The sequence below is a fragment of the Neobacillus mesonae genome (genome assembly GCF_001636315.1).
GTDB classification, from domain to species: domain Bacteria; phylum Bacillota; class Bacilli; order Bacillales; family Cytobacillaceae; genus Neobacillus; species Neobacillus mesonae.
The window spans coordinates 168,703-194,525 of record NZ_KV440949.1 but is presented as its reverse complement, the minus strand read 5'-3'; the positions used below and the strand labels follow the sequence as shown (position 1 = coordinate 194,525).

Annotated in this window: 29 protein-coding genes (1 of these 29 running past the window's edge); 28 read left to right on the top strand and 1 reads right to left on the bottom strand. The window is 40.1% G+C overall.

All coding sequences use genetic code 11. The features are described 5' to 3' along the window. Positions 1-11 precede the first annotated feature (11 nt). The 21 genes from eutS (at position 12) to A6749_RS00800 (ending at position 17,775) form a co-directional block, all read left to right on the top strand. Positions 12-353, top strand: coding sequence for an ethanolamine utilization microcompartment protein EutS (gene eutS, locus A6749_RS00900; RefSeq protein ID WP_066383705.1), 342 nt, complete (start codon positions 12-14; stop codon positions 351-353). Between the two features lie 15 nt (positions 354-368). Continuing rightward, positions 369-869, top strand: a complete 501-nt coding sequence (locus A6749_RS00895) for a EutP/PduV family microcompartment system protein (RefSeq protein WP_066383692.1) — start codon at positions 369-371, stop codon at positions 867-869. 150 nt (positions 870-1,019) lie between these two features. Then, positions 1,020-2,474: an ethanolamine ammonia-lyase reactivating factor EutA gene (locus tag A6749_RS00890; RefSeq protein WP_066400572.1), complete on the top strand. Its 1,455-nt coding sequence runs from the start codon at positions 1,020-1,022 to the stop codon at positions 2,472-2,474. A gap of 17 nt (positions 2,475-2,491) precedes the next feature. Further along, the gene (locus A6749_RS00885; RefSeq protein ID WP_066383689.1) at positions 2,492-3,865 is read left to right on the top strand and encodes an ethanolamine ammonia-lyase subunit EutB; all 1,374 of its coding nucleotides are present in this window, start codon (positions 2,492-2,494) and stop codon (positions 3,863-3,865) included. A gap of 6 nt (positions 3,866-3,871) precedes the next feature. After that, positions 3,872-4,891 (top strand): ethanolamine ammonia-lyase subunit EutC, encoded by a 1,020-nt coding sequence (eutC, locus tag A6749_RS00880; RefSeq protein ID WP_066383687.1) that lies wholly within the window; start codon positions 3,872-3,874, stop codon positions 4,889-4,891. Positions 4,892-4,903: 12 nt separating this feature from the next. Further along, positions 4,904-5,557 carry an ethanolamine utilization microcompartment protein EutL gene (gene eutL, locus A6749_RS00875; RefSeq protein ID WP_066383685.1) on the top strand — a complete coding sequence of 218 codons (654 nt, stop codon included), beginning with the start codon at positions 4,904-4,906 and terminating at the stop codon, positions 5,555-5,557. 56 nt (positions 5,558-5,613) lie between these two features. Further along, a complete protein-coding gene (locus A6749_RS00870; protein WP_407937523.1) occupies positions 5,614-7,104 on the top strand; it encodes an aldehyde dehydrogenase family protein in 1,491 nt (496 codons plus the stop codon). A gap of 20 nt (positions 7,105-7,124) precedes the next feature. After that, positions 7,125-7,418: a BMC domain-containing protein gene (locus A6749_RS00865; RefSeq protein ID WP_066383679.1), complete on the top strand. Its 294-nt coding sequence runs from the start codon at positions 7,125-7,127 to the stop codon at positions 7,416-7,418. Between the two features lie 102 nt (positions 7,419-7,520). Next, positions 7,521-8,174 (top strand): phosphate propanoyltransferase, encoded by a 654-nt coding sequence (gene pduL / locus A6749_RS00860; RefSeq protein ID WP_066383677.1) that lies wholly within the window; start codon positions 7,521-7,523, stop codon positions 8,172-8,174. Continuing rightward, positions 8,171-8,851, top strand: coding sequence for a hypothetical protein (locus A6749_RS00855; RefSeq protein WP_066383674.1), 681 nt, complete (start codon positions 8,171-8,173; stop codon positions 8,849-8,851). The genes pduL and A6749_RS00855 overlap by 4 nt, the downstream gene beginning before the upstream one ends. After that, the gene (locus A6749_RS00850) at positions 8,852-9,133 is read left to right on the top strand and encodes a EutN/CcmL family microcompartment protein (RefSeq protein ID WP_066383668.1); all 282 of its coding nucleotides are present in this window, start codon (positions 8,852-8,854) and stop codon (positions 9,131-9,133) included. 2 nt (positions 9,134-9,135) lie between these two features. Then, positions 9,136-9,537, top strand: coding sequence for a BMC domain-containing protein (locus tag A6749_RS00845; RefSeq protein WP_066383663.1), 402 nt, complete (start codon positions 9,136-9,138; stop codon positions 9,535-9,537). Positions 9,538-9,574: 37 nt separating this feature from the next. Continuing rightward, the gene (gene mdh / locus A6749_RS00840; protein WP_066383660.1) at positions 9,575-10,522 is read left to right on the top strand and encodes a malate dehydrogenase; all 948 of its coding nucleotides are present in this window, start codon (positions 9,575-9,577) and stop codon (positions 10,520-10,522) included. Positions 10,523-10,758: 236 nt separating this feature from the next. Then, positions 10,759-11,856, top strand: coding sequence for an ABC transporter substrate-binding protein (locus A6749_RS00835; protein ID WP_066383657.1), 1,098 nt, complete (start codon positions 10,759-10,761; stop codon positions 11,854-11,856). Beyond that, positions 11,846-12,679 (top strand): alkaline phosphatase family protein, encoded by an 834-nt coding sequence (locus tag A6749_RS00830; protein WP_066383654.1) that lies wholly within the window; start codon positions 11,846-11,848, stop codon positions 12,677-12,679. Before A6749_RS00835 ends, A6749_RS00830 begins: the two co-directional genes overlap by 11 nt. A 70-nt stretch (positions 12,680-12,749) precedes the next feature. Then, positions 12,750-13,595 (top strand): ABC transporter permease, encoded by an 846-nt coding sequence (locus A6749_RS00825; protein ID WP_066383639.1) that lies wholly within the window; start codon positions 12,750-12,752, stop codon positions 13,593-13,595. Beyond that, complete coding sequence (locus tag A6749_RS00820) at positions 13,592-14,371, top strand: ABC transporter permease (protein ID WP_066383637.1); 780 nt, start codon at positions 13,592-13,594, stop codon at positions 14,369-14,371. Before A6749_RS00825 ends, A6749_RS00820 begins: the two co-directional genes overlap by 4 nt. Then, on the top strand, positions 14,372-15,376 hold the full coding sequence (locus A6749_RS00815) for an ABC transporter ATP-binding protein (protein WP_066383634.1): 1,005 nt from the start codon (positions 14,372-14,374) through the stop codon (positions 15,374-15,376). It begins immediately after the preceding gene. After that, on the top strand, positions 15,373-16,176 hold the full coding sequence (locus tag A6749_RS00810; protein ID WP_066383627.1) for a DeoR/GlpR family DNA-binding transcription regulator: 804 nt from the start codon (positions 15,373-15,375) through the stop codon (positions 16,174-16,176). Before A6749_RS00815 ends, A6749_RS00810 begins: the two co-directional genes overlap by 4 nt. Further along, positions 16,166-17,164: a histidinol phosphate phosphatase domain-containing protein gene (locus A6749_RS00805; RefSeq protein ID WP_066383624.1), complete on the top strand. Its 999-nt coding sequence runs from the start codon at positions 16,166-16,168 to the stop codon at positions 17,162-17,164. Before A6749_RS00810 ends, A6749_RS00805 begins: the two co-directional genes overlap by 11 nt. An 89-nt stretch (positions 17,165-17,253) precedes the next feature. Beyond that, complete coding sequence (locus A6749_RS00800; RefSeq protein WP_066383622.1) at positions 17,254-17,775, top strand: MgtC/SapB family protein; 522 nt, start codon at positions 17,254-17,256, stop codon at positions 17,773-17,775. Between the two features lie 130 nt (positions 17,776-17,905). On the opposite strand, the gene A6749_RS00795 is transcribed toward A6749_RS00800, so the two are convergent. Further along, positions 17,906-19,243 carry an APC family permease gene (locus A6749_RS00795; RefSeq protein WP_066383620.1) on the bottom strand — a complete coding sequence of 446 codons (1,338 nt, stop codon included), beginning with the start codon at positions 19,241-19,243 and terminating at the stop codon, positions 17,906-17,908. Between the two features lie 348 nt (positions 19,244-19,591). Between A6749_RS00795 and brnQ the strand changes: the two genes are divergently transcribed. The 7 genes from brnQ to A6749_RS00760 form a co-directional block, all read left to right on the top strand. Continuing rightward, positions 19,592-20,971: a branched-chain amino acid transport system II carrier protein gene (brnQ, locus tag A6749_RS00790; protein ID WP_066383614.1), complete on the top strand. Its 1,380-nt coding sequence runs from the start codon at positions 19,592-19,594 to the stop codon at positions 20,969-20,971. Between the two features lie 210 nt (positions 20,972-21,181). Then, on the top strand, positions 21,182-21,715 hold the full coding sequence (locus A6749_RS00785) for an NADPH-dependent FMN reductase (protein ID WP_066383612.1): 534 nt from the start codon (positions 21,182-21,184) through the stop codon (positions 21,713-21,715). A gap of 65 nt (positions 21,716-21,780) precedes the next feature. After that, the gene (locus tag A6749_RS00780) at positions 21,781-22,659 is read left to right on the top strand and encodes a LysR family transcriptional regulator (protein WP_066383610.1); all 879 of its coding nucleotides are present in this window, start codon (positions 21,781-21,783) and stop codon (positions 22,657-22,659) included. 98 nt (positions 22,660-22,757) lie between these two features. Next, a complete protein-coding gene (locus A6749_RS00775; protein WP_066383608.1) occupies positions 22,758-23,126 on the top strand; it encodes a CidA/LrgA family protein in 369 nt (122 codons plus the stop codon). Continuing rightward, the gene (locus tag A6749_RS00770) at positions 23,123-23,818 is read left to right on the top strand and encodes an LrgB family protein (protein WP_066383598.1); all 696 of its coding nucleotides are present in this window, start codon (positions 23,123-23,125) and stop codon (positions 23,816-23,818) included. The genes A6749_RS00775 and A6749_RS00770 overlap by 4 nt, the downstream gene beginning before the upstream one ends. A gap of 141 nt (positions 23,819-23,959) precedes the next feature. Further along, positions 23,960-25,546 carry a long-chain-fatty-acid--CoA ligase gene (locus A6749_RS00765; protein WP_066383595.1) on the top strand — a complete coding sequence of 529 codons (1,587 nt, stop codon included), beginning with the start codon at positions 23,960-23,962 and terminating at the stop codon, positions 25,544-25,546. 119 nt (positions 25,547-25,665) lie between these two features. After that, positions 25,666-25,823, top strand: the 5' end (the start) of a protein-coding gene (locus A6749_RS00760; RefSeq protein WP_066383592.1) for a hypothetical protein. Its footprint extends 316 nt past the window's final position; 158 of the gene's 474 nt are visible here — the first part of the coding sequence; its start codon is at positions 25,666-25,668; the stop codon falls past the right edge of the window.

The following is a 25,823-nucleotide window of genomic DNA, read 5'->3' as shown; positions in this document are numbered from 1 at the left end:
GGATACTTACGTTGAGTGAAGAGAAAAAACGATTTATCCAGGAGTTCGTACCTGGAAAACAAGTAACGTTAAGCCATTTAATTGCCAATCCTGATCCTGATATGTTTGATAAATTAGGGATTCAACAGGCCGGGGCCATGGGTATTTTAACCTTAACTCCGAGTGAAACGGTTATTATTGCCGGGGATTTGGCGACAAAGGCGGCAGATGTTCAAATTGGTTTCTTAGACCGTTTTACCGGCAGTCTTGTGATTGTTGGCAGCGTTTCCTCCGTACAGATGGCGATGGAAGAAATTAACCGCTTTTTGTCAGAAGTATTAAGGTATACTCCGGCAGAATTAACGAAGTCATAAACGGAGGTGCTTGTGGTGGCAAAAAAAAATAGGGCGATGCTCATCGGATCCATTGGTGCAGGAAAATCTACCTTAACAAATGCTCTTCTTGAGAGGAAGGTAGACGCGGTTAAAACTCAAACGCTAAATTATTTTGATTGGATTGTCGATACACCTGGAGAATATACGGAAAATCCATTTTTCTATAAAAATATTATGGCCACTGCTTTAGAAGTGACCCATATCTTATTTTTGCAGGATGCGACAAAGTCAAAAACGATTTTCCCACCAGGATTCAGCACTGGTTTTAATAAGCTGCCAATTGGAGTGGTTACGAAATGTGATGCTGAAACTGCCGATATCCCTAAAGCGATTGAGCAGTTAAAAAGAGCAATTCCAAAGGGACCAATTGTTATTTCTTCTTCCGTAACTGGACAAGGACTGCAGGAAATACGGGACTTAGTCAAATGTAATACACTTGTTGAGATGAAAGAGGCAATGAAATCTGTATCAGATGAGGTAGTCATTTTTGTCTGAAACCCTTTACAAAAATGAAAAAATAGACTATATTACTAGTATAAAAATGAATTTATGAAGGCAAAGGCGCCTTATATGTAACTATCCTAGCCGGGGTAGTTCATATAAGGTGCCTTTTTTTATTGCAAGTGCAGAAATGAGGTGATCTCCATTAAAAAATATGAGCCGCAGCATGAGGAAATCTTGAGTGCGGGTATTGATATAGGTACGAGTACAACCAAGCTGGTGATTAGCAAGTTTTCGCTAATGAATATGGCTGGTGGAATGCATATGCCGCGGATTGAAATTATTAATAAAGAGGTTTTGCATCGCAGCCCAATCTACCGTACACCTTTATTGTCACAGGCCACAATTGATATGGAAGCTGTTGACGAACTTGTAAAAAAAGAATATGCCAACGCTGGAATTGGTCCAAATGATATTCAAACAGGAGCGGTCATTATTACAGGCGAAACAGCTACAAAGCAGAATGCCCAAGAGATGGTCCATCATCTATCAGACCATGCAGGAGAATTCTTGGTTGCCACAGCTGGACCAGACCTGGAGGGAATCATTGCAGCAAAGGGTTCAGGAGCTTATGAATACTCTAAAAAAACAGGGAAAGTGATTGCCAATATCGATATCGGCGGGGGAACGGCAAATGCTGCTGTCTATAAATCCGGAAAGCTTTGTGGCACCTGCACATTACATATTGGTGGGAGATTAATAGAATTTACCGGGAACCAGATAAAAAGTATTTCACCTCCTATAAAACAATTATTTCGTCAATGGGGATCACCTTATAGTGAAATAACAGTAGGAGGCATTCGAAATCGCTATGAAATTAAAAGGCTCACTGACTTTATGGCGGCAGTAATTGCAAGAATGCTGAAGCGTGATTTGTCAGCAGCTGACCAACCGCTACTCCTTGGGCATGATCCAAATTGGCGGGAGGACATTGATGAAATCATGTTTTCAGGCGGAATAAGTGAATGTCTTTACAAATATGAAATGGGAACATTCGGTACCGTAACATACAATGACATCGGAGAAATGCTGGCGGCTTCTCTTCGTGAGAATAGAGAGTTGTCAGAATGGAAATGGATTACCCCGGATGAAACCGTACGGGCAACTGTACTTGGTGCAGGTACTCAGACGACTGAAATCAGCGGTGCAACAATTCACGTAGAGGAAAAGGATTTACCGCTTCGCAACCTGCCAGTATTTCAAGTCCCTTTTGGACATGAATTTAAAAAGGGATTAAATAGGATGCGTGAGGCAGTGAAGCAGGCGCTTGATATGTTTGACCCACAGGGTGAAGGCCAAAATTTTGCACTATATATAACGGAGCTTCCCTATTTAGGCTTTCGCGATGTACAAGAACTGGCAGACATGATTTTGGAAGCAATCAAAGTAAAACCAAATCCCGCGCAGCCTTTGGTCATTGTTTTAGAAAGCGATCATGCCAAGGTTCTCGGTCAGACGATAAAGGTCCAGAACCAAGAACAAAGTATTATTTGTATTGATCAAATCCGTGTGGAACACGGTGATTATATTGATATCGGACACCTGCTGCAAACGGGTGTAGTCCCTGTCGTAATCAAAACATTAACATTCCATCATTAAGAAAGGGGGAGTTTTCTATGAAACTGCAAACGACCTATTTAGGAACCGTTTATCAGTTTTCATCCTTAAAGGACTTATTTGCAAAAGCGAATGAAGAGAAATCCGGTGATCGCTTGGCAGGCCTAGCTGCGGAGACGGTTCAGGAGCGGATCGCAGCGAAACAAGTGCTTAGCTATTTGACATTGGGTGAAATTCGCGAAAATCCGATGCTTCCAGCAGAAAAGGATGAAGTATCACGAATTATTGAAAGCCAGCTGAACGAACCGGTTTATCAATCAATTAAAAACTGGTCCGTTGCTGAACTGAGGGAGTATATTTTAAGCGACATGACTACCGGTGAAGATTTAAAACGATTAAGCCGCGGGTTAAATAGTGAAATGATTGCTGCCGTGGCCAAACTAATGTCAAATCTTGACCTCGTACACGCTGCAAATAAAATTGAAATTTTAACCAAATGTAATATAACGATTGGGTATAAAGGGACGCTTGCATCCCGTCTGCAGCCCAACCATCCAACCGACAATGTGGAAGGTATGATTGCTTCCCTAAAGGAAGGGCTGTCATATGGGATGGGGGATGCTGTTATTGGAATTAATCCAGTCGATGATTCCGTTGAAAGTGTGAAACGATTGCTGCATGCCACTCATGATTTTATTCAAGAATGGGAAATTCCGACACAAAACTGTGTGCTTGCACACGTAACTGCGCAAATGAAGGCAATTGAGCAGGGGGCACCTGCCGATATGATTTTCCAAAGTATTGCTGGAACAGAAGCAGCAAACCGATCATTTGGGATTACAGCTTCTTTATTAGAGGAAGCCAATGATATGGCAAGAACATTAGGAACCGGAACCGGCCCGCAGTGTTTATACTTTGAAACCGGTCAAGGCTCTGAATTATCGGCTGAAGCTCATTATGGAATCGACCAAATGACGCTTGAATCGAGAAATTACGGTTTTGCCCGTTATTACGATCCATATATCGTCAACACGGTTGTTGGCTTTATCGGACCTGAATATTTGTATAATAATAAGCAGGTCATTCGTGCCGGATTAGAAGACCACTTCATGGGAAAAATGCACGGCATTCCGATGGGGGTAGACATTTGCTATACCAACCATATTAAGGCAGATCAAAATGACATTGAGGATTTAGGGGTACTTTTAACCGCTGCCGGTGTTAATTTCATTATCGCAACACCGATGGGCGATGATTGTATGTTGAATTATCAATCGATGAGCTACCATGATGTGGCGACGTTAAGACAAACGATGAACAAGCGTCCTTCCCCAATCTTTGCTGAATGGCTGGAAAAAATGGGCATCCTTGAAAACGGCAAGTTAAGTAAAATTGCCGGAGATCCGACCATTTTTTCTAAAGGGAGGAATTAATTAAACATGAATCCTGAGCTAATAGAGAAAGTCACAAAACTGATTGTGGAAAAATTACAGACCCAAAATGGGTCGGAGCGTAATACTGCAATTTCAAGTGAAACACCTCGGGCTGAGGTGAAATTTTGGGACCATACTTCAGGCTCGCCGTTACCAAGTACTGGTCATCAATCGGTTATGGAACCTAACAAGTCTGTGACAGAAACTGATGGACTAATCCCATTTGGCAGCTATTCTGAAACAAAGGAGTCAGGCGGCTTTGTTGAATCACAAAGCAAAGACGTGATACACCCATCCTCCGGAATTGAAGAGCCTTTTAATCCTGAGGAATTACAAGAGCTAATGAGTAAAACGCCAGCCCGAATTGGAATTGGCCGAGCTGGACTAAGGCCTAAAACCGATACATGGTTAAAATTTCGCTTTGACCATGCTGCAGCTGTGGATGCAGTTTATGGTGATGTCAATGAAGAACTATTAAATCGACTGGATCTTTTTAAGGTCAGCACAAGGGTAAGCGACAAAGAAGTATATATCCGCCGTCCTGATTATGGACGAAAGCTTTCCGATGAAGCGAAGCAAATAATCAGCGAAAAATGCCGGAAAGCTCCAACCGTTCAAATCATTGTTTCGGATGGTTTAAGTTCAAGTGCGGTGGAAGAAAATGTCGAGGACGTTTACCTATCCCTCGAGCAATCACTAAAAAGCCTAGGGCTTGAAACCGGTACACCATTCTATATCGAAAAGGGCCGGGTAGCCGTTATGGATGATGTTGGTGAATTGCTGCAGCCAAAGGTGGTCGTCCTGTTGATTGGCGAGCGCCCAGGACTTGTCAGTGCAGAAAGCTTGAGTGCCTATTTATGCTATATGCCAAGGCTGGGAACAATTGAAGCAGATCGAATGGTCATTTCGAATATCCATAAGGGCGGCATTCCTCCTGTTGAGGCTGGTGCCTATATCGGAACGATTATACAAAAAATATTAAAATATGAAGCTAGCGGAGTATCGCTTGTACAAAAGGAAAGCTAGGGGGGAAGAAATTTGGCTTTAGAACGTATTTATGCTGACATCTTAGCAGTTCGAATTATTCCAAATGTTGACCCTGATTTGGCTAAGCAATTTAAACTTGAAAACCATCACCGCAGCTTAGCTATTTTTACATCAACTGTTGATGACATTGGCTATACGGCACTTGATGAGGCAACCAAAAGAGCAGATGTTGACGTTGTCTATGCCCGTTCATTTTATGCCGGCTCTGGGCATGCCTCTGGTCCATTGTCAGGAGAGATGATTGGCATTCTTGCCGGCCCGTCGCCTGATGAAGTCCAAAGCGGAATTGATGCAGTGCGGCAAACAGCGGAAACCTCAGCCTATTTTGAAGCGCTGAATCCTGAAAAAACACATGCCCTTTACGCCCATGTTGTTTCAAGCACCGGCTCCTATTTGTCTAAGGAAGCGGGAATTAGAAGAGGCGAGGCGCTGGCGTATTTGATTGCGCCGCCATTAGAAGCGGTTTATGGCTTAGATGCAGCGATAAAGGCAGCTGATGTCAAGCTGGTTAAGTTTTTCGGACCACCATCCGAAACAAACTTCGGCGGCGGATTGTTAACCGGCTCGCAATCTGCCTGCCAGGCAGCTGCGGATGCCTTTCGCGATGCTATTATCGATATCGCCGAAAAACCAATCAAGTATTAACTTTAAGGGAGTGTGTAATAGTGCAATTTGATCACGATCTCCAGTCGATACAAGAAATGCGTGATGCTGTGAAGCGTGCGAAAGAGGCACAATTAAAATACCTGTCTTTTTCACAGGAACAGGTAGATGAGATTGTAAAGAGAGTGGCCGAGGCTGCTTATTCCAAATCGCTCGAGCTTGCTCAGATGGCAGTAGAAGAAACCGGAATGGGTGTCGTGGAGCATAAAAAGATGAAAAACGAAGTTGGTTCGATGGCAGTCTACGAATCCATTAAGGATGAAAAGACAGTAGGCGTCATTCGTGAAGACCGAGTCAATAAAGTAACGGAGGTTGCTTATCCATACGGGGTCGTAGCCGGTATCATTCCAACTACCAACCCAACTTCAACAGCTATTTTTAAAACATTGATTTCTTTAAAAACTAGAAATGCGATTGTTGTCAGTCCGCATCCCCGTGCGGTCAAGTGTACAGTGGAAGCATTAAAAATCTGCCAGGAGGCAGCTGTTAAAGCGGGTGCGCCTGATGGATTGATCGGCTGGATTTCCAAGCCATCAATGGCAGCCACTAATGAATTGATGAAACATAGGGATGTAAATGTCATTTTAGCAACAGGCGGCGGTGCGTTAGTAAGGGCAGCCTATAGCTCGGGCAAACCTGCTTATGGTGTAGGCCCAGGGAATGTTCCTTGTTATCTTGAGAAGAGCGCTAATATTTCAAAATCCGTCTCAATGATCGTAGATAGTAAGTCGTTTGATTACGGTACGATCTGTGCAACAGAGCAAGCGCTAGTTGTTGACCGCAATATCAAGGAAATGGTCATCCGTGAGTTTAAAAATAATGGCGCTTATTTCCTCAATGCAGATGAGAAAGCGTTATTGGAAAAGGTTATTACCCTATCACCTGGACATTTAAATCCGGCGATTGTTGGACAATCAGCGGTTAAAATCGCCGCAATGGCTGGAGTCACTGTTCCTCAAGACACTCGTGTTTTAATTGCCGAAGAGACAAGGGTAGGCAAGGATATTCCGTTTTCAATTGAAAAATTATCACCCGTCTTTCCGCTTTATACGGCAGAAAGCTATGAGGAAGCTAAAGAGGTTTGTTTAAAACTGTTAAACCTTGGAGGAAGAGGACATAGCTTATCCCTTCATACCAACGATGATGCAGTCGCAAAAGAATTTGCCCTTGAAATGCCGGTGTCGAGATTAATGGTTAATACCCTTTCGTCCATCGGTGCCGTAGGGGCGACCACTGGGTTGACACCTTCGTTAACACTGGGATGTGGTTCCTTTGGCGGCAACATTACCGGTGATAACGTGACAGCGCGTCATTTAATCAATATTAAGAGAATGGCCTATGGTATCAAAGATGTTTCCGTTCCAAAGCCATCCGTATCTTCAATGACGAACAAAAAGGCAGAACAAGAAACACTCAATGTAGAAAATATCGTCAATCAGGTTTTGAAACAAGCAGGTTCAAATGCTGAAGTCGACCCAAAAGTAATTGCTGAAATGGTTAATCAAGTTATTCAAAAAATATCAAACTAACATTCTAGGAGGAAATTAAAATGAGTAGAGAATTAACAGCATTAGGAATGATTGAAACAAAAGGTTTAGTAGCATCTGTTGAGGCAGCTGACGCAATGGTAAAGGCAGCAAATGTACATTTAATTGGTAAGGTACACGTTGGCGGCGGGATTGTTACTGTATTAGTACGCGGTGATGTTGGCGCTGTAAAGGCAGCAACCGATGCAGGTGCAGCTGCAGCTCAGCGTGTTGGAGAACTTAAATCTGTCCATGTAATCCCACGCCCGCACAACGAACTAGAAAGCATTTTACCAAAATTAGAAATTCAAGAATAATAGTAGAAAAGCGTATGCGCCTTGGCACTGGAGCTGGACATTTCTCTAAGTCATAAACATATAAATCTTTATAATAATTTATATAGGTGAGGAGCATGAAACATGGATCAACAAGCGATTGAAGCAATCGTGGCAGAGGTAGTATCCCGTTTAAACGGTGCTGCGAAGAATGATGATTCGATCCCTATCGCTGTTTCTGCTCGGCATTGTCATTTAAGTCAAAGCGACCTTGAAGCCCTTTTTGGTGAGGGGTACGAATTAACGAAAAAGGCGGATTTATCACAGCCTGGTCAATTCGCTGCAAATGAAACGATTACCATTGTGGGACCAAGAGGGAGCATTGAAAAAGTGCGCATTCTTGGTCCTGCGCGTAATATGACCCAGGTTGAAGTGAGCCAGACAGATTCTATTAAATTAGGAAGCAAGCCGCCGCTACGAGAATCTGGTGATATTAAAGGTTCAGCTCCCATCACATTAGTTGGACCTAATGGGAGCCTCTATAAAAAAGAAGGATTAATTATCGCTCAGGCTCATATTCATATGAACCCCGATGATGCGGCCCGTTTTGACGTAAAGAATGGGGAATATGTCAAAGTAGAGGTCGGCGGAATCCGTCCCGCCACATTAGGGAAGGTGTTAATTCGTGTCTCTCCAAGATATAAGCTCGAAATGCATGTCGATACAGATGAGGCTAATGCCGGCTTTATAACAGGAAAAACAAAGGGGAAACTCATTAAAGACGAGGCAGCACTATGATGGATCGAAATATAATAGAGCAAATTGTTCTTGAAGTGATGAAGCAATTAGCCTCAAAGAATCAAATTCCTTCTATTAATATACAAAAGCCAAAACTGCTTATTGTCGGTGATACATCATTTGTGGAACCTAGCTATTTATCAAAGCTGGAAACAAAATGGGATACCATTACGGACAATGAACTTGAAAAGATAAAGTTAGATCAGGTCAATCAAGTGGTCTTTTTACACGCGACACAAGATTTGCTGGCGAAGGGTGCACTTGGAATTTTTGACACGAAAGAGAGTAAGCTGCTCTCAAGGTGTTTTTTTGAATCCGTACCTGTGTCGATCATTCCGACAGTTTATCTGCAGGAACACCTATTGAACGAAAATCCAAAAAATAAGCCATATGTATCACAGCTGCAGGAATATAAGCAACGGTTATTAACATTTGGCGCAAATGTCGAAACAATCGAAAGCTTTATCGCTAAATCAGGAAACGCTGCTGAGGCCATTACAGCAAAGACTTCCATAACAAAAAAGAAAAAGCTATTAACACAAAGAGATGTTCAGGATTGTCGTGACATTGAACTTGTGGTTGATGACCAAACCATCATTACCCCTCTTGCACGTGATACAGCACGTGAAATAGGGAAGATCATTAAGGTAATTGAAACAAAAGGGGCGAAAAGATAAATGCAAATGGGCACTGTAATTGGAAATGTCTGGGCTACAAGGAAAGAGGATGAATTAACGGGATTGAAATTTTTAATTGTTCAGCCGGAAATGCCCGATCGAACTTCTGCCGGCACACCATTTATTGCCGTTGACAGGATTGGCGCTGGTTTTGGCGATCAGGTCCTCGTTACCCGGGGGAGCGCAGCAAGTCATATGTCCAATGATAAACAACTGCCCATTGATGCCCTCATTATAGGAATTATTGATTCGGTTGATGTTGAGACGAAAAGAGGTGAATAATGATGGGTAGAGCATTAGGAATGATCGAAACAAGAGGACTCATTGGTTCCATTGTAGCCGGTGATGCGATGTTAAAATCTGCGGATGTAACCTTAGTAAAACAGGAAAAAGTGGATGCTGCACTTGTAACGATACTAGTACAAGGCGATGTCAGTGCTGTTCAGGCAGCGGTTGATGCTGGAAAAGAAGCAGCGGCAAGAGTTGGGGAGCTTATTTCTGCTCATGTTATCCCTCACCCAGATGAATCTATTAGGGATGTATTATTAAAAAAAAATCATAAAGTGAGCGAAACCAATAGGAAAACAGAAAATATTCTTGAAGTAAAGGGCTCAACGAAAAAGAAGTCAGAGTCCTCGCAAACTGCAAAAAATAAACCGGCAGTCAAACCAGAGGAAGAAAAGTAATCTCCTATTTTGATTTAGCTATGAATGGAGGAGAAAAATGACTTTTAAGCGTAGAAAAATTGCCGTTATAGGAGCAGGTTTTACGGGAGCAACTGCCGCTCTGATGCTAGCTCAAAAGGAACTTGGCGATGTGGTGATTGTTGACATCCCGTCGCAAACCAATCCGACGAAGGGGAAAGCCTTAGATATGCTTGAGGCTAGTCCTGTTCAAGGCTTTAATGCCAATATTACCGGTACCTCCAATTATGAAGATATCCAGGATGCTGACTTAGTGTTAATCACTGCTGGGCTCCCAAGAAAGCCGGGTATGAGCCGTGATGATTTAGTGGCAACCAATGAGAAAATCATGATCGAGGTTTCAAAGAATATAAAAAAATACGCTCCAAACAGCTATATTATCGTGTTAAGCAATCCAGTTGATGCAATGACATGTGTTTGCTATAAAACAACCGGGTTTCCTAAAAACCGTGTTATCGGCCAATCAGGTGTATTGGATACAGCACGATTTAATACCTTTGTGGCCCAGGAATTAAATGTATCAATTGAAGACATTTCCGGTTTTGTATTAGGCGGCCATGGTGACGATATGGTTCCGTTAGTACGCTATTCCTATGCAGGCGGAATCCCGCTTGAAAAAATCCTTCCGCAAGAAAGAATTGATGCCATTGTGGAAAGAACCCGTAAAGGCGGCGGAGAAATTGTAAACCTGCTTGGACAAGGAAGCGCCTATTATGCCCCAGCTGCATCTATGGTCCAAATGGCCGAAGCGATTTTAAAAGATAAGAAACGAATTTTACCTTCGATTGCTTATCTAGAAGGCGAATACGGCTACCACGACCTTTATTTGGGTGTGCCTACAATTTTAGGCGGTAACGGTATTGAAAGCATAATCGAAATTCCCTTAACCCCAGAAGAAAAGACAGCACTGGACAAATCGGTTCAATCTGTCCAAAATGTCATGACTATTTTAACAACTGCAAATTAATTTTGAAAGATTCTTAGATTTAAAGCACTCTCCAAAATGATGGGGGGTGCTTTTTTGCTATTTTAAGATTGTGTAAACGTTTTGTAAATTTTCAAAAAATTTATTTACAATCACATAAATATGGTATAACATAATCTTAATATTTGTTTGATATCGTTTTCGGTTTGTTTCATTCGAATTTAACCTAACAAACAAATATAAACAAATAATTAAAATGTTAGGGGGAAATCTTTTTTATGAAAAAAGGCTCATTATTGAAAATGGCTGCAGTTGGAATTCTATCAGTTTCATTATTTACAGGTTGTTCAAGTACTACTAAAACAGAATCGAAAGAGGTAGATACTACCAATCTCTCCCTTGAAGAAATTACAAAGAAAGCAAAGGAAGAAGGAAAACTTAATTCCGTCGGTATGCCCGATCAATGGGCAAACTGGAAGCAAACATGGGATGACCTGAAATCAAAATACAATATTATTCACACAGACACGGATATGTCTAGTGCTGAAGAGCTTGCAAAGTTTGAGTCGGAAAAGGAAAATGCATCTGCTGATATTGGGGATGTTGGAATTAATTTTGGGCCGCTTGCAAAAGAAAAAGGACTTACTCTTCCATATAAAACATCCTATTGGGATGAAGTACCGGATTGGGCAAAAGATGATGAAGGTCACTGGATGGTAGGTTATACAGGTACAATCGCGTTTATTACAGATAAAACAAAGGTAAAGAATCCTCCAAAATCTTGGAAAGACCTCGAAAACGGAGACTTTAAGGTGACCACAGGAGATGTTCTAAAAGCAAGCCAAGGTCAGTTTGCCGTCTTAGCTGCTGCTTATGCCTTTGGTGGAGATGAGGCGAATATTCAGCCGGGGATTGACTTTTTTGAAAAGTTAGCTAAGAAGGGCCGACTCGTTACAACTGATCCGAAAGTAACAACATTGGAAAAAGGGGAAGAAGATGTCGCACTTATTTGGGACTTTAATGGACTAGGTTATCGTGACAAAATTGATACCAATCGTTTTGATGTTACCATTCCAGAAGAAGTATCAGTAATGTCTGGGTATGCATCAGTCATTAATAAATATGCAAAACATCCACATGCTGCGATGCTGGCAAGAGAATATATTTTTTCGGATGAAGGACAGGCAAACTTAGCTCGGGGTTATGCAAGACCTATTCGTGAAAATGTTAAACTTCCAGAAGACGCAAAAGCAAAGCTTCTGCCAGATGAAATGTACAAAAACGTTAGACCTGTTAAAGACATGAAAGCATGGGAACAAACTATTCCAAAATTGCTAGAACTATGGGAGAGCAAGGTGTTAATTAATGTCCAATAAACTGGTTTTTATTATGTTAGATGGCTTGAGGTTTGATACAGCTGTAAGCCAAATGGGATATTTACATCATTTAATAGAAAAGGGAAAGGCTTCGCGCTTTAAAGTTAAATCGGAATTGCCAAGCCTCTCACGCCCGCTCTATGAGGTATTATTAACAGGGACGCCAGTTTACAAAAATGGTATCACCACAAATAAAACAGTGCGTCTTTCACATGAAGAAAGTTTATTTCATTTGACTAAGAAGCATGGGCTTAAGAATGCGACAGCATCTTACTATTGGGTAAGCGAGCTATACAATTCGGCTCCATTTGATCCGAGTACAGATCGTATTCAACTTGATGGGCAAAAACCAATTGAAAGAGGAATCTTTTATTGGGAGGATCATTATCCGGATAATCATTTGTTTGCGGATGCTAATTTTCTATTAAATACTTATGACCCGGATTTCTTATATGTTCACTCCATGAATATTGATGACGATGGTCATAAATTCACGGCTGACTCAATGGAATATCGAAACCGAGTTATAAGGGTAGATATGATCTTGGCAAGCTTCCTTCCAGTCTGGATAGAAAAGGGGTACCAAATCATTGTAACCGCTGATCATGGTATGAATAATGATGGTGAACACGGCGGTACAACGCCCGCTGATAGAGATGTACCATTATATATTATCAGTGATCGGCTGAAACCGGGGATTTATGAAGAGGAAATTCCACAATTACAAATTGCTCCTTTAGCATGTGAGTTATTAAATATTCAATCATCTCAAGCGATGCAGCAACTAACCATTCCTATTTTAAAAGGTGCGCCTTCTATTTAGAAGGCGTTTGTTTATACCTTTATTAACAGAAAGATTCCGCTTGTAAGATTCGAAAGGAGGGGTTTTTATAATGAAAAGAATAAATGGAATGCTTCTCGTCAGTATCATCCCGTTTGTAATTTTCGTTTTATTATTTTTATTTGTCCCGCTATTCTTTATGCTTTATAGCAGTTTCCAAGGGAATGGTGGATCAGGGTTTACATTTAATCAATATTTGGAAGTATTTCAAAACACATACTATCATCAGGCGTTTAAAAATAGTATTATCATCAGCTTTTTGTCAAGTATAATCGCAGTAGTCCTTGCTGTATTTGCTACTTACTCAATAACCCTTTTTTCAAAAAAAATACAGGATAGAATCCTCGTATTTGCAAACCTTACTGCAAATTTCGCTGGAATTCCTCTAGCGTTTGCTTTTATTGTAATCTTAGGAAACAGCGGTTTGTTTACATTGTTATTTAAACATTTTGGCTGGGATTTATTAAATTCATTTAATTTATACTCTTGGTCAGGATTAGTCCTTATTTATATTTATTTTCAGCTGCCGCTGGCGGTAATGCTGATTTACCCTGTTTATCAGGGGATCCAAGTACAATGGAAAGAGGCAGCAGCCCTTCTTGGAGCTTCTCCATCACAGTTTTGGTTAAGAATTGGTGTTCCAATTATTATGCCTAGTATTGCCGGTACGTTTAGTATTTTGTTTGCAAACGCAATGGGGGCTTATGCTTCAGCATTTGCTTTGACAGGAAGCACTTATAATCTAGTGACCATTCGAATCGGTGCCCTTACAACAGGTGACATTTTTGCTAGACCGGAGTTAGGAAGTGCCATCGCAACTTTGTTAGGTTTAACATTGATAATCGCATTACTCATAAATGAATGGTTGACCCGAAGGATTCGGAGGGATTTATCATGAAAAAATCATTCTATCATTATATAACAATTGGAATTGTGGTTTTGTACTTATTGATTCCATTATTAGGTACCTTCCTTTATTCCTTTGCTACTTCCTGGCATAAAACCATTTTACCGGAAGGCTTAACATTAAAATGGTATATTGAATTATTTGGCGATATACGGTTCCTGGAATCATTAGGCCGATCGCTGATTTTGTCACTGGGTGCGACTATTTTAACACTTGTTATTATGGTTCCCGCCATATTTTCCATTATCTTATATGCACCAAAGCTAGAGAAAATAGTTCAATCTCTCGTTGTCATGACTTTTGCCATGCCTGGAATTATCCTTGCCGTTGGCTTAATTAGAGCTTATTCGACAAGTGGAGTTTCAATGGTGTTAATTACAATCGGTGCTTATTTCGTTGGCATCCTTCCTTATATGTATCAAGGAACACGAAATTCATTAAGAAATATAAATGCTGAAGTTTTGATGGAAGCCGCGGAAATATTGGGGGCAAGCCGGTATACAGCCTTTGTAAAAGTAATTGTTCCAAATATTATTTCTGGAATTCTCGTTTCATCTTTACTCTCATTTTCAATCTTATTTGGAGAATTTGTTCTTATTAATTTATTGGTTGGGGGACATTTTGTCACAGTCCAAATCTATTTATATCAAAAGTTAAGCCAGAGTGGTCATATCGCAAGTGCGATTGTTGTATGCTACTTTATCTTAATTAGTATTCTTTCAGCCATTATGATAAAAATGACTCGGCAAAAAAAGGAGACTGTATAAATGAGTTTTTTAACAATAGAGAAGATCAAAAAGTCTTTTAACAATGAAACAGTATTGCACCATTTGAATCTTTCGATTAAGGAAGGGGAATTCGTTACATTGTTAGGTCCGAGTGGGTGTGGGAAAAGCACACTGTTACGGACTATTGCGGGTCTGATCCATCCGGATGAGGGTACAATTCATATTGATGGAAAAAACGTTACGGAGGTAAAGCCTAAAGACCGTCAAGTGGGCATGGTGTTTCAATCGTATGCGCTTTTTCCAAACATGACTGTTCAGGAGAATATTGAATTTGGTTTGAAAATGAAGAAGCTCGACAAGGAGATAATTAAACAAAACGTAGCCCGAGTTATCGAACTAGTTGAATTGACAGGGAAAGAAAGGTCGTATCCCCGTGAGTTGTCAGGCGGTCAGCAGCAGCGTGTTGCATTAGCCCGCTCACTGGTAACACAACCAAAAGTTTTATTGCTTGATGAACCACTTAGTGCCCTAGATGCACAAATTCGTAAAAATTTGCAAAAACAACTCCGCAGCATTCAGCAGGAACTAAATATGACAACAATTTTGGTGACACATGACCAGGAAGAGGCCATGGCCGTTAGTGACTATATTTATATTATGAATAAGGGACATATTGCTCAAAGTGGATCACCGCATGAAATTTATACTCGTCCCGCTAGCGAATTTGTAGCTCGCTTTATTGGAAACTATAATGTTTTGAGCAGAAAGGAAATATCGAATTTATTTAATGACGATAAAGGTTATACGAGGGATATATATGCAATTAGACCTGAAGCATTCAGTGAAGTACCAGTTAAAGATGGTTATGAAATAACAGGCAAAATTCAAAAAATGACCATGCTCGGTAATATCACTCGATATGAATTAGAGGCAAATAACATTTGTTTTATTGCAGATCATTTGCACAAAATGGAGGAAGATTCCCAAAAACGCGAGACAAAAACTTTATATCTTAACCGTAAGGATGTGATTCCACTAACATGAGTTTACTATTAAATGACCGGCAGCAATATATCTTAGAGCAATTAGAAAGAGAGAAAAAGGTATTGGTAGCCTCTCTCGCTCAAGAATTAGGAGTCGCACCTGAAACCATTCGTAGAGATTTAGATACATTGGAAAAGGAGAAAAAACTAAAAAGAGTCCATGGCGGCGCCGTTAGATATCTCCAAACCAATAATGAACCACATTTTATCAAAAAAATGAACGTAAGAGCAAAGGAAAAAGAAGCGATTGGCAGGAAAGCGGCGGAGTTTATTCAAGACGGTGATACCATTATGATCGATGTAGGTACCACAACGATTCATATTGCAAAGGCTATAACAGGTGTCAAGGACCTGACAATTGTAACGAATTCGCTTGCTGCTGCAGAAGAATTAAATAACCGGTTAGAAAGTCAGGAGTTTGATGGGAAAATTATTGTCCTTGGCGGTACCACCAATCCGGCACAAAAATCAATCGTAGGAGCTTTAACCTGTAAAATGCTCGAATCATTTCGGTTTGATAAACTATTTCTTTCCTGTGGTGGGATAACCACAAACAATGTCAGTGATTACGACTTTGAAGAATGTATGGTTTCCACCGTCATGATTGAAAGAGCCAATCAAGTATTTGTACTGGCGGACTCCTCGAAAGTTGACCATGAGTCTTTTTATAAAATTTGCTCTTTATCAACGGTTGATTATATTATTTGTGACGAGGAAATGCCATTTTCTTGGAAACAAAAGGAGTTAGATACAATGATTCAATGGATATCGCCAGGAGGGGAGGAGCATCATGAAGGTTGATTATCATTTACATTTAGAAGAGGGTCCGTATTCATTACGATGGCTAGATAGAACGAATAAGGCATTAGATTATTTTAACCCCCTGACTGAAAAAGTCCATTCGATTGAATGGATGCATAAAAGTATGTCCCGGCTTAGGGACCGTATACAAAAGGGTTCCTATGATGCGTCTTGGATTGACCTTTATTTAACAGAGGCAAAACGAAAGGGATTACGTGAAGTGGGAATTGTCGATCATCTTTATCGCTTTAAAGAAACCAAAGCATATTTTGAAAAATATATCGACACAAGCAATACTGACCTTGGGAATAAACAGCGAAAATGGCTAAGCCAAGTAATGACAGAATCCATGAGTGATTTTGTTAGTGCAATATCTGAAGCAAAACAACGCTGGGAGAAGCAAGGAATCATTCTTAAACTAGGAATCGAAGCAGATTATTTTCCAGGTGGAGAGGAAGAACTAAAGAAGCTGCTTGAACAATTTGAATGGGATTATGCAATCGGTTCCGTCCATTTTATTCATGGATGGGGATTCGATAACCCGGATACACAAGAGTTATTTAACGAATATAATTTAGAAGGTTTATATGAAGATTTTTTCAATGTTGTAGAAAAAGCTATTCGCAGTAAGTTGTTTAACTTTGTAGCACACTTGGATAATTTGAAGGTATTCAATTACCGTCCAGATGAAAAACTTCTTCTCCCTTATTACGAAAAGATTGCCAGAGCTTTAATTGAAACCGATACAGCCACAGAAATAAATGCCGGTTTATATTATCGCTATCCAGTTAAAGAAATGTGTCCAAGTCCTAGATTTCTAGATGTATTAATAGATAAAGGGGTTGCCTTAACCACCTCCTCCGACTCTCATTTTCCAGATGACATCGGAGCATATATTGATTTAAATACTACAACATTACTAAATAAAGGGGTTACCAGTATAGCAACCTTTGAAAAACGAGAACGAATTATGAAACCGTTAGGATAGCTATTTGGTGTCAGGCACCAAATTTTATTAAAAGAATCTCTACTCTCTGGATTAAAGACAAAAAGATTGTCGATAATGGGGGCGGTATGATGGATCATTTAGGGATTTTTTATGAAGAGCATTTTATGAAAAATATTGAGATCTATCTAAGGTTAGTTATAAGTGCTCTTCTTGGGATGTTCATTGGCTGGGACCGCAGTGCAAAAAATAAGCCCGCAGGTTTAAAAACTTTTACCTATGTATCCGTATCATGTACTTTAATAACGATTGTTTCTATCTATAGTGCTGAGTTTTTTGGTGATTCAAATATGAATAATCGGATGGATCCCATGCGTCTTGCTGCCCAAATAGTTTCCGGACTTGGATTTTTAGGTGCAGGTCTAATTTTAAAAGATGGATTACGCGTAAAAGGTTTAACATCTGCAGCTATGGTGTTCTTTGCAGGGGGTGTTGGGATAGGAATTGGGGCGGGATTTTACGGCATTGTTTTTGCTTCCGTCTTTATAACATTTATCTTAGCTAAAATTAGCCTTTGGATTGAAGAAAAACATAATGTGGCATTGGAAAAAAAAGAGAAAAAACGTGAAACTTTTAGAAATATGGGTTCGTGAAAAAGCCAGATAGAAAAATGCTTACTTTTTAATCAAGTGATAATAAATAACATTATTATGTAAACCTACATGCGACTAAAAAAGCGATAAAACACTCATTTTTATCGCTTTTTCCAATACAAAAATTTAATTAGTTCTCCACAAATTCATATTCCGGAGGCTGAATCTTAAATCCTTTTGTAACCCACAATAAATATCCTAAACCAATAGCAAACCATGATAGACCGAATAGGACTGCTAAAGGATCTAGACTTATCCAAAGGTAAATCATGAATGCAACCCCGATGGATGGGAAGATAAGGTAATCAAGAATACTGGATCGACTCAGCAAGTCATTATTTTTAAAATAATGCACAATCACAGACAAATTAACGAACGTAAAGGCTGTAAAAGCACCGAAATTGATCAGCGACGTAGCTGTCGTTAAATCCAAAAATAAGGCACTTAAAGAGATGATTCCGACGAAAATAATATTAAATATCGGTGTTTGATATTTTTTATGAAGCATGCCGAACCATTTCTTTGGCAGGACGCCGTCACGACCCATGGCAAATAACAACCGGGATGCACTTGTTTGCGCGGCTAGCCCAGAGGCAAGAACAGATATCAGTGCGCCGCTTGTAAAAATTGATTGGAACATAATGCCGCCAATATGTTTAGCAATCTCAGGTGAGGCTCCTTCAATGTCCTTAAAAAGGGAAACGTCCGGATACAGACTTTGCATGAAATACGTAACGGCAATAAAAAAGATGCCGCCGATTAAGGCGATAAGAAAAATGGCCTTTGGAATGTTTTTCTTCGGGTTTATTGTTTCCTCCGCCAAAGTCGTAACCGCATCAAAACCAAGAAAGGACAGGGCCAGGATTGATGCACCTGAGAATAGTAGGTTCACCTTAATATCTTCTGAATAAAAGGGATTTAGGGCAAAACCAGCCGCACCATCTCCCAAAAGAATAGTGCGTATTGTAAGGATGACAAACAGGATGGCTACCAAAAGCTGAAAAAGAACAAACAATGTATTAGCAGATACAGCGATTTTAATTCCCGCGAGGTTCATAATTGTGATTAGTACGGCCAAACCAACCACCCAAACCCATACAGGAACACCCGGAAAGCTAGCGGACAAATAAATTCCCGCAAGCAGTGCATTGATCATCGGTAAAAATAAATAGTCTAATAGTGCAGACCAGCCTACTAGAAATCCAAGCTGCGGGTTCATTGTTTTTTTCGTATATGTATATGCGGAACCTGCATCAGGATAAATTTTCACCATTTTTCCATAACTCAAAGCTGTAAATAAGATGGCGATTGTTATTAATATATAAGATGCAGGAACATGTCCATGTGTCGCCTCGGAAACTACTCCAAAAGTATCAAAAACCGCAAATGGTGACATATAGGCTAGGCCTAAAAAAACGAGCGGTGCTACCCCTAAAGATCGTTTTAAACCTCTATTTGAATACCCCATAATAATCCTCCTATCATTTAGCATAAAAATAATTTTAAAAGAATTTTTATTCAATGGGAAGATGTTTTTTTGAGAATTTAAAGAAAAATAAAGGAGATAAAATGGGTATCTTAAATAGTTCTAGAGTTTCTGACTGAAAATTAACTGTTTTCACAATAATATTGATATTTTTAAATATAAAATATGTCAATCAAACGAAAAATTATTCGACATGAAAATACATTTTTCGCCTATATCTAAATTGTCTAAATAATCCTTAAAATAGGTTGATTTTTATCAAAGCACATAGTATTATTGTTTTTGCGCTATAATAGTTAATTGTTTGTTTATTAGGAGGAAAAAGTTTTAATGCAAAACAAATTACCATTTTCGAAATATTTTGTTATAGGAGTTATGTTGTTTGCTTTATTTTTCGGAGCAGGGAACTTAATATTTCCGGCATCACTCGGACAGCAAGCAGGTTCTAATATTTGGCCTGCCGTTGCGGGCTTCTTGGTTACCGGAATTGGCCTGCCGTTCCTTGGAATATTAGCTATGGGTGTTTCCGGCAGTAAAAACCTACAAGAGCTTGCAGGGAGAGTACATCCGCTTTACGGTGTGATCTTTACGGCACTTTTATATTTAACGATTGGACCGTTTTTTGCTGCACCAAGAACAGGGGCGGTTGCCTATGATATCGGGATTGCGCCTTTTGTCAGTGAAGGCTATGGTCAAATTGGCTTATTTGTTTTCACCCTATTGTTTTTTATCGTCACAATGTGGTTTTCTTTAAACCCAGCGAAGATTGTCGACAATGTCGGGAAAATATTATCGCCTGCGATAATTGTATTGCTTTTGATTTTATTAGTCATGGTTTTTGTGAAACCAATTGGGGCGATTGAAGCGCCGCAGGAAGCTTATGCCCATGGAGCTTTTATGAAAGGGTTCATGGAAGGGTACAACACGATGGACGCGCTCGCATCGCTGGTATTCGGGATTATCGTGATCAATGCGATCCGTTCGATGGGAGTTACGTCTGCACGCGGGATTCTAGTTACTTCAGCGAAATCCGGAATTGTAGCGGTATTATTCTTAGGGCTAATCTATGTGGGGATTGCTTATTTAGGAGCAACAACGACGGGAACATTCGGGTTATTTGATAATGGTGGTCCAGTGCTTGGTAAAGCAGCATCCTATTATTTTGGATCGTTGGGTACGGTGATGCTGTCAATCGTTATCCTTCTAGCCTGCTTAACAACAAGTATCGGATTAGTGACAGCCTGCGGGGAGTACTTCCATACTTTATTTCCAAAGATCAGCTATAAAAAGTTTGTGTTATTCTTTTCTACTATTTGTTTTGTGATAGCGAATTTTGGTTTATCAAATATCATTAACTTCTCCATCCCAGTGTTAATGTTCTTATACCCGCTGGCAGTTGCGTTAATGCTTTTAACATTTTTATCAAAGATTTTCCGCCATTCAAGATTAGTTTATACCGCAGCTATCGTGGTAACATTTTTTATCAGTATCATTGATGGCTTGAAAACATTCTGCGATCTATTTAAAATTAATTATTTTGGCTGGATGAAAGCTGTGATTGCGTTTTATGACCGGGTACTTCCGTTATATAATCAAGGTTTAGGCTGGCTGCTGCCGGTGCTAATTACAATTCTGATTACTGGGTTTATCGTTCGGATTGGAAATTTTTCAGGAGCGGGCGTTAAGAAAAAATCAGAGGGGACTATCTAAGAATGTGAACATCTTCACCAAATGTGGAGATGTTTTTCTTTTGGTCTAGTTTCTTAAAAGTAGGGAAAATTAATAAAAATGGTTGAGCTGGAATAGTTCAAAAGCCTTTAATTTTTACAAGTCGAAACTCATTAATTGAATTTTTCATAAATGGTTTACTATAATTTAATTATTGTTATAATATCCAATCAGAAAAGGTGTGAATAGAGAATGAAAATCGTCGCAATTGTCGGCAGTTTAAGGAAAGATTCATATAACAAGCAGCTGGCTGCCACCATTCAAGAACGAAACATGGAAAGATTCGATCTGGAAATTCTGGATCTTAGTGTTCTTCCGCATTATAACCAGGATGAAGAAAATAATCCTTCAGAAGCTGTTGTTGATTTTAAAAGAAAAGTCAAAGAAGCCGATGGTGTGATTATTGTAACGCCAGAGTATAATTGGTCCATTCCAGGAGTGCTAAAAAATGCGCTTGACTGGCTGTCCCGTGTAGATAAGGTGCTTATCGGCAAGCCTGTAATGACTGCCGGTGCCGCAACAGGATTAGCAGGTACACTTCGGGCACAGCTGCATTTACGCCAAATTTTAACAGCGCTGCAAGTGAAACTATTATCACCGGTTGGAAATGAAATTCTAGTGAACCAAGCGGGAACTAAATTTGCAGACGGGAAGTTAACAGACGAAGCTACGATTAACTTTATTGATGATGTAGTGGACCGGTTTGTGAAATTTATTTCTGAATAAAAGGTTACATATAACTACCCTCATTTTAGCGGGGCAGTTTTTTTAAAATAAGGAGGTGTGTTAGTTTGGAGCTTAGGCAATTAAAAGTATTTCTGGAAGTGGCGAAGCATAAAAGCATGACGAGGGCTGCGGAGAGCATGCATATTTCCCAGCCCGCCTTAAGTAAATCAATTATGGCTTTAGAAGAAGAACTCGGCATGAAGTTAATCATTCGTACCAATATGACTAGTGATGTAACGGACGCCGGAAAAGTGGTTCTTGAGTATGCCCAGAAAATGAATGCGCTGCTGGATGAGATGAATAGCTCGTTAAATGATATGACAAACCTAAACAGGGGAGAGGTAAATATTGGGCTTCCACCAATTATCGGCGGATTATTTTTCCCAAAAATTATGGCCAAATTTCATCGGGCTTACCCAAATGTTCAATTGAATATTACGGAATATGGCGGTGCTAGAGTGGTGAAGAGTGTTGAGGAAGGAGAATTTGAACTGGGTGTTGCTGTGATGCCAATTGACGAGCAGGAATTTCATGTATATCCGATTGTGGAGGAAGAAATGAAGCTATTGGTGAATGCCGAACACCGATTAGCTGGCCGGCATGTTGTGGACCTGAAGGATTTAAAGGATGAGGAATTTATTTTTTACCACGAAGAATTTGCCTTAAATAAAATCATGAGAAATCATTTTATTGAGGCTGGTTTTGAGCCGAAAATCTTATTTAAAAGTTCTCAATGGGATCTTATGACCGAGATGGTAGCAGCCAATCTTGGTGTGACAATTCTGCCTGCCTCCATCTGTAACCGAGCAGCAAGTCCTGATATTAAAATGATCAGCTTGAAGCAGGATATTATGTGGAGTTTAGCCGTCATTACGAAAAAGAACCGCTATCTTTCCAATGCCGGAAGAACTTTTCTGGAATTTATTCTTAAGGCATCATTATAACCTTAGGTTATTGCGTTTATTCTGAATATGTATTTTACGAATGGTGGGAATCAGCGTACTATTACTCTATAGTTGAAATCAAGAAAGGATTTTTTGCAATGAAACTTGGAGTAATAATCATACAAGTGTTAATCATATATGTCTTTTTGTTTCTGGGAGCAGCGGTGAAAGAAGTGGTACCTCTTCCCATTCCAGCTTCCATGTTTGGTTTGTGTCTATTATTTCTAGCACTTTTTTTGAAAATCATCAAACTGGAATGGGTGGAAAAAGGGGCAAATTGGCTCATGGCAGAGCTGCTTTTATTCTTTATTCCTTCTGCTGTTGGGATTGTCAATTATGATGAAATCATCAGCCTTCAAGGGGCCGAGATTGTCATGTTAATTGGAATCAGTACGATGACTGTTGTTGGAATGACAGCTGTAATTGCCGAAATAATGATGAGAAGAAAGGAGAGTGTACAGCGATGATGACGGTTCTGTTTACGGTGATTACGTTTCTATTCTATCGTTTAGCAAAAAAAGTTTATAGTAAATGGGCTCTTCCGTTTTTCCACCCTTTATTGGTTGCACCGATTCTATTAATCGTCCTGATTTCGATTGCGCATGTGTCTGCGAATCAATATCTCGATGCCACCAAATGGCTTTCACATATGTTAGGACCGGCAACTGTAGCCTTTGCTGTCCCGATTTATCGGCACCTGCCGACGATTAAAAAGTATTTGGGTACCATTTTGGTCAGTATTACAGGTGGAACACTTGTGGCGATTTTTTCAACCTTGGGCTTGTCAAAATTAATTCATTTACAATCTGACTTTGTTACCTCTATTCTACCGAGGTCGATTACTACTCCGATAGCTATTGAGGTATCGAAGCAAATCGGCGGGCTGCCAACATTGACGACGGTATTCGTGATTTTAACAGGTGTAATTGGCGGTGTAGTTGGTCCGTCCGTCCTTAAATGGCTGTCTATTAGTACACCGATTGCTAAAGGCCTGGCATTGGGTATGGCAGCTCATGGAGCAGGGACGAACAAAGCTTTGGATTATGGCGAGCAGGCAGCGACATTTTCATCGTTGGCAATGATTTTTGCCGCCATGATTACCTTAATTTGGGGCGCTGTGCTCATTCCGCCGTTAATGCATATTCATCATATTTTATAAAAAACGCAAATGCTAGCGAATTGATCGCAACGTATTTGCGTTTTTTATTTTTATAGCGAATAAATGAAGGAAGATTTATAAGGTTTGGTGAATTACTTAATTATATGAATTTTCTATTATTAAGTATAGGAGCTGATTGTCATGTTTTCACCATTAACACCACTGGACTGGAAGCGCAGGGCAATAAAGTATTACCCACAAAAAATAGCTGTTATGGATGGGGAAAAAGAATTTACATATCAGGAATTCGGAAAACGTGTTGACCGGCTGTCTGCTGCTTTACACCAAGCAGGGATCAGTCAAGGCGACCATGTGGCTGTGATGCTGCCAAATACGCATTATATGCTGGAATGCTTTTATGGCATCGGCCAGCTTGGTGCGGTGATGGTGCCGTTAAATTATCGGCTTTCGGCCAATGATTTAGAGTATATTATTCGTCATAGTGATGCAAAAATGTTAATTGTTGATGAGGAATTCACAAAGCCAATTGAAGAAATAGCAGATAATCTATCCTTAGAACAAATGGTGATCGTACCAGTATCAGGACAAAATACTTCATTAAAAGGTGTTTTTTATGAGGATTTCCTTGAACATTCTGGTGAGGACTTCCCAGTGGTGGAAAACGATGAAAATCAGCTTCTTACATTAAATTACACGAGCGGAACAACTTCAAAACCAAAAGGGGTTATGCTAACACACCGCAGCAACTATTTGAATGCTGCTAACTTTTTATATCACTTGAATGTCCATCATGATGATGTCTACCTTCATACATTGCCGATGTTCCACGCGAACGGCTGGGGCGGGGTCTGGGCGATCACGGCTGCTGGTGCTACTCATGTATGTCTAAGAAAAGTTGACCCGCCGCTCATTCTTGAGCTTTTTGAAACAAAAAGAATTTCATTATTATGTGGTGCACCGACGGTTGTCAATATGCTGGTGAATGACTCGAAGGCAAAGGAAATCAAGATAAAGACAAGCCTACGGATGGCAACAGCAGGAGCACCGCCTGCAGCGGCTTTAATTAAAAAAGCCCAAGATATCCTTGGCTTAAATATGATTCATGTATATGGTTTGACAGAAACATCGCCGTTCATTTTATATTGTGAATGGAAGCGGGAATTTGATTCCAAATCCGCGGAGGATCAAGCAACAATTAAGGCGAGACAAGGAATTGAACTTGCTTTTAACGGGGAAACAAAGGTCGTTCATCAGGATGGGGAAGAAGTCGCTTGGAATGGGAAGGAATTAGGAGAAATCGTCACCCGCGGTAATGTGGTGATGGCGGGATATTATAAAGATCCCGAAACAACCGCTGCGGCTATGAGGGATGGATGGTTCCATACCGGTGATTTAGCAGTAACCTATCCTGATGGTTACATTGAAATTCAAGACCGCGCCAAGGATTTGATCATTTCCGGCGGTGAGAATATTTCATCAACCGAGGTTGAGGGTGTGCTATATAAACATCCAGCTGTATTGGAAACGGCTGTGATCGCCATTCCGGATGAAAAATGGGGCGAGGTGCCAAAAGCGATAATCGTCCTGCAGCCGGGGGAAACGGCAACCGAAAAGGAAATCATCGAGTTTTGCCGCTCGAATATGGCCCATTTTAAAGCACCGAAAGCGGTGGAATTTGTAGAGGCTTTGCCGAAAACAGCAACCGGTAAGCTGCAAAAATACCGCTTAAGAGAAATGCATTGGAAGGGACCGAAAAAAGTGAACTAAGGTTTAGGAGTAGGGCAGTGTTTATTACACTGCCCTACTTGTGTAATTTTCTTTCAAGTATTATGGAGAAATAGTATGATAAATTTAGACTAAAATGATCAATATTGAGGAGCTAGAAAATGAGCATGAAAAACTTAGAAGAACTTAAAGTTGAATTAGCTTATCTAATAGGAATGAATCATGAATTGTATGAAAAAAACGTCCTGCCAGTCATGAATATGAAAATAGAAGAATTTTTAAATGTATTTGAAGATTATTTTAGAGAACGAGGATTTGT

Bases quoted from the DNA above. Each gene is read 5' to 3' on its own strand.
- mdh (WP_066383660.1), top strand. From the start codon at position 9,575: ATGACTTTTAAGCGTAGAAAAATTGCCGTTATAGGAGCAGGTTTTACG.
- A6749_RS00795 (WP_066383620.1), bottom strand. From the start codon at position 19,243: ATGGGGTATTCAAATAGAGGTTTAAAACGATCTTTAGGGGTAGCACCG.
- A6749_RS00765 (WP_066383595.1), top strand. From the start codon at position 23,960: ATGTTTTCACCATTAACACCACTGGACTGGAAGCGCAGGGCAATAAAG.
- A6749_RS00850 (WP_066383668.1), top strand. From the start codon at position 8,852: ATGCAAATGGGCACTGTAATTGGAAATGTCTGGGCTACAAGGAAAGAG.
- A6749_RS00805 (WP_066383624.1), top strand. From the start codon at position 16,166: ATGAAGGTTGATTATCATTTACATTTAGAAGAGGGTCCGTATTCATTA.
- A6749_RS00855 (WP_066383674.1), top strand. From the start codon at position 8,171: ATGATGGATCGAAATATAATAGAGCAAATTGTTCTTGAAGTGATGAAG.
- A6749_RS00800 (WP_066383622.1), top strand. From the start codon at position 17,254: ATGGATCATTTAGGGATTTTTTATGAAGAGCATTTTATGAAAAATATT.
- brnQ (WP_066383614.1), top strand. From the start codon at position 19,592: ATGCAAAACAAATTACCATTTTCGAAATATTTTGTTATAGGAGTTATG.
- A6749_RS00820 (WP_066383637.1), top strand. From the start codon at position 13,592: ATGAAAAAATCATTCTATCATTATATAACAATTGGAATTGTGGTTTTG.
- A6749_RS00810 (WP_066383627.1), top strand. From the start codon at position 15,373: ATGAGTTTACTATTAAATGACCGGCAGCAATATATCTTAGAGCAATTA.
- A6749_RS00785 (WP_066383612.1), top strand. From the start codon at position 21,182: ATGAAAATCGTCGCAATTGTCGGCAGTTTAAGGAAAGATTCATATAAC.
- A6749_RS00845 (WP_066383663.1), top strand. From the start codon at position 9,136: ATGGGTAGAGCATTAGGAATGATCGAAACAAGAGGACTCATTGGTTCC.
- A6749_RS00815 (WP_066383634.1), top strand. From the start codon at position 14,372: ATGAGTTTTTTAACAATAGAGAAGATCAAAAAGTCTTTTAACAATGAA.
- A6749_RS00770 (WP_066383598.1), top strand. From the start codon at position 23,123: ATGATGACGGTTCTGTTTACGGTGATTACGTTTCTATTCTATCGTTTA.
- A6749_RS00865 (WP_066383679.1), top strand. From the start codon at position 7,125: ATGAGTAGAGAATTAACAGCATTAGGAATGATTGAAACAAAAGGTTTA.
- eutC (WP_066383687.1), top strand. From the start codon at position 3,872: ATGAATCCTGAGCTAATAGAGAAAGTCACAAAACTGATTGTGGAAAAA.
- A6749_RS00835 (WP_066383657.1), top strand. From the start codon at position 10,759: ATGAAAAAAGGCTCATTATTGAAAATGGCTGCAGTTGGAATTCTATCA.
- A6749_RS00830 (WP_066383654.1), top strand. From the start codon at position 11,846: ATGTCCAATAAACTGGTTTTTATTATGTTAGATGGCTTGAGGTTTGAT.
- A6749_RS00775 (WP_066383608.1), top strand. From the start codon at position 22,758: ATGAAACTTGGAGTAATAATCATACAAGTGTTAATCATATATGTCTTT.
- A6749_RS00825 (WP_066383639.1), top strand. From the start codon at position 12,750: ATGAAAAGAATAAATGGAATGCTTCTCGTCAGTATCATCCCGTTTGTA.
- pduL (WP_066383677.1), top strand. From the start codon at position 7,521: ATGGATCAACAAGCGATTGAAGCAATCGTGGCAGAGGTAGTATCCCGT.
- A6749_RS00885 (WP_066383689.1), top strand. From the start codon at position 2,492: ATGAAACTGCAAACGACCTATTTAGGAACCGTTTATCAGTTTTCATCC.
- A6749_RS00870 (WP_407937523.1), top strand. From the start codon at position 5,614: ATGCGTGATGCTGTGAAGCGTGCGAAAGAGGCACAATTAAAATACCTG.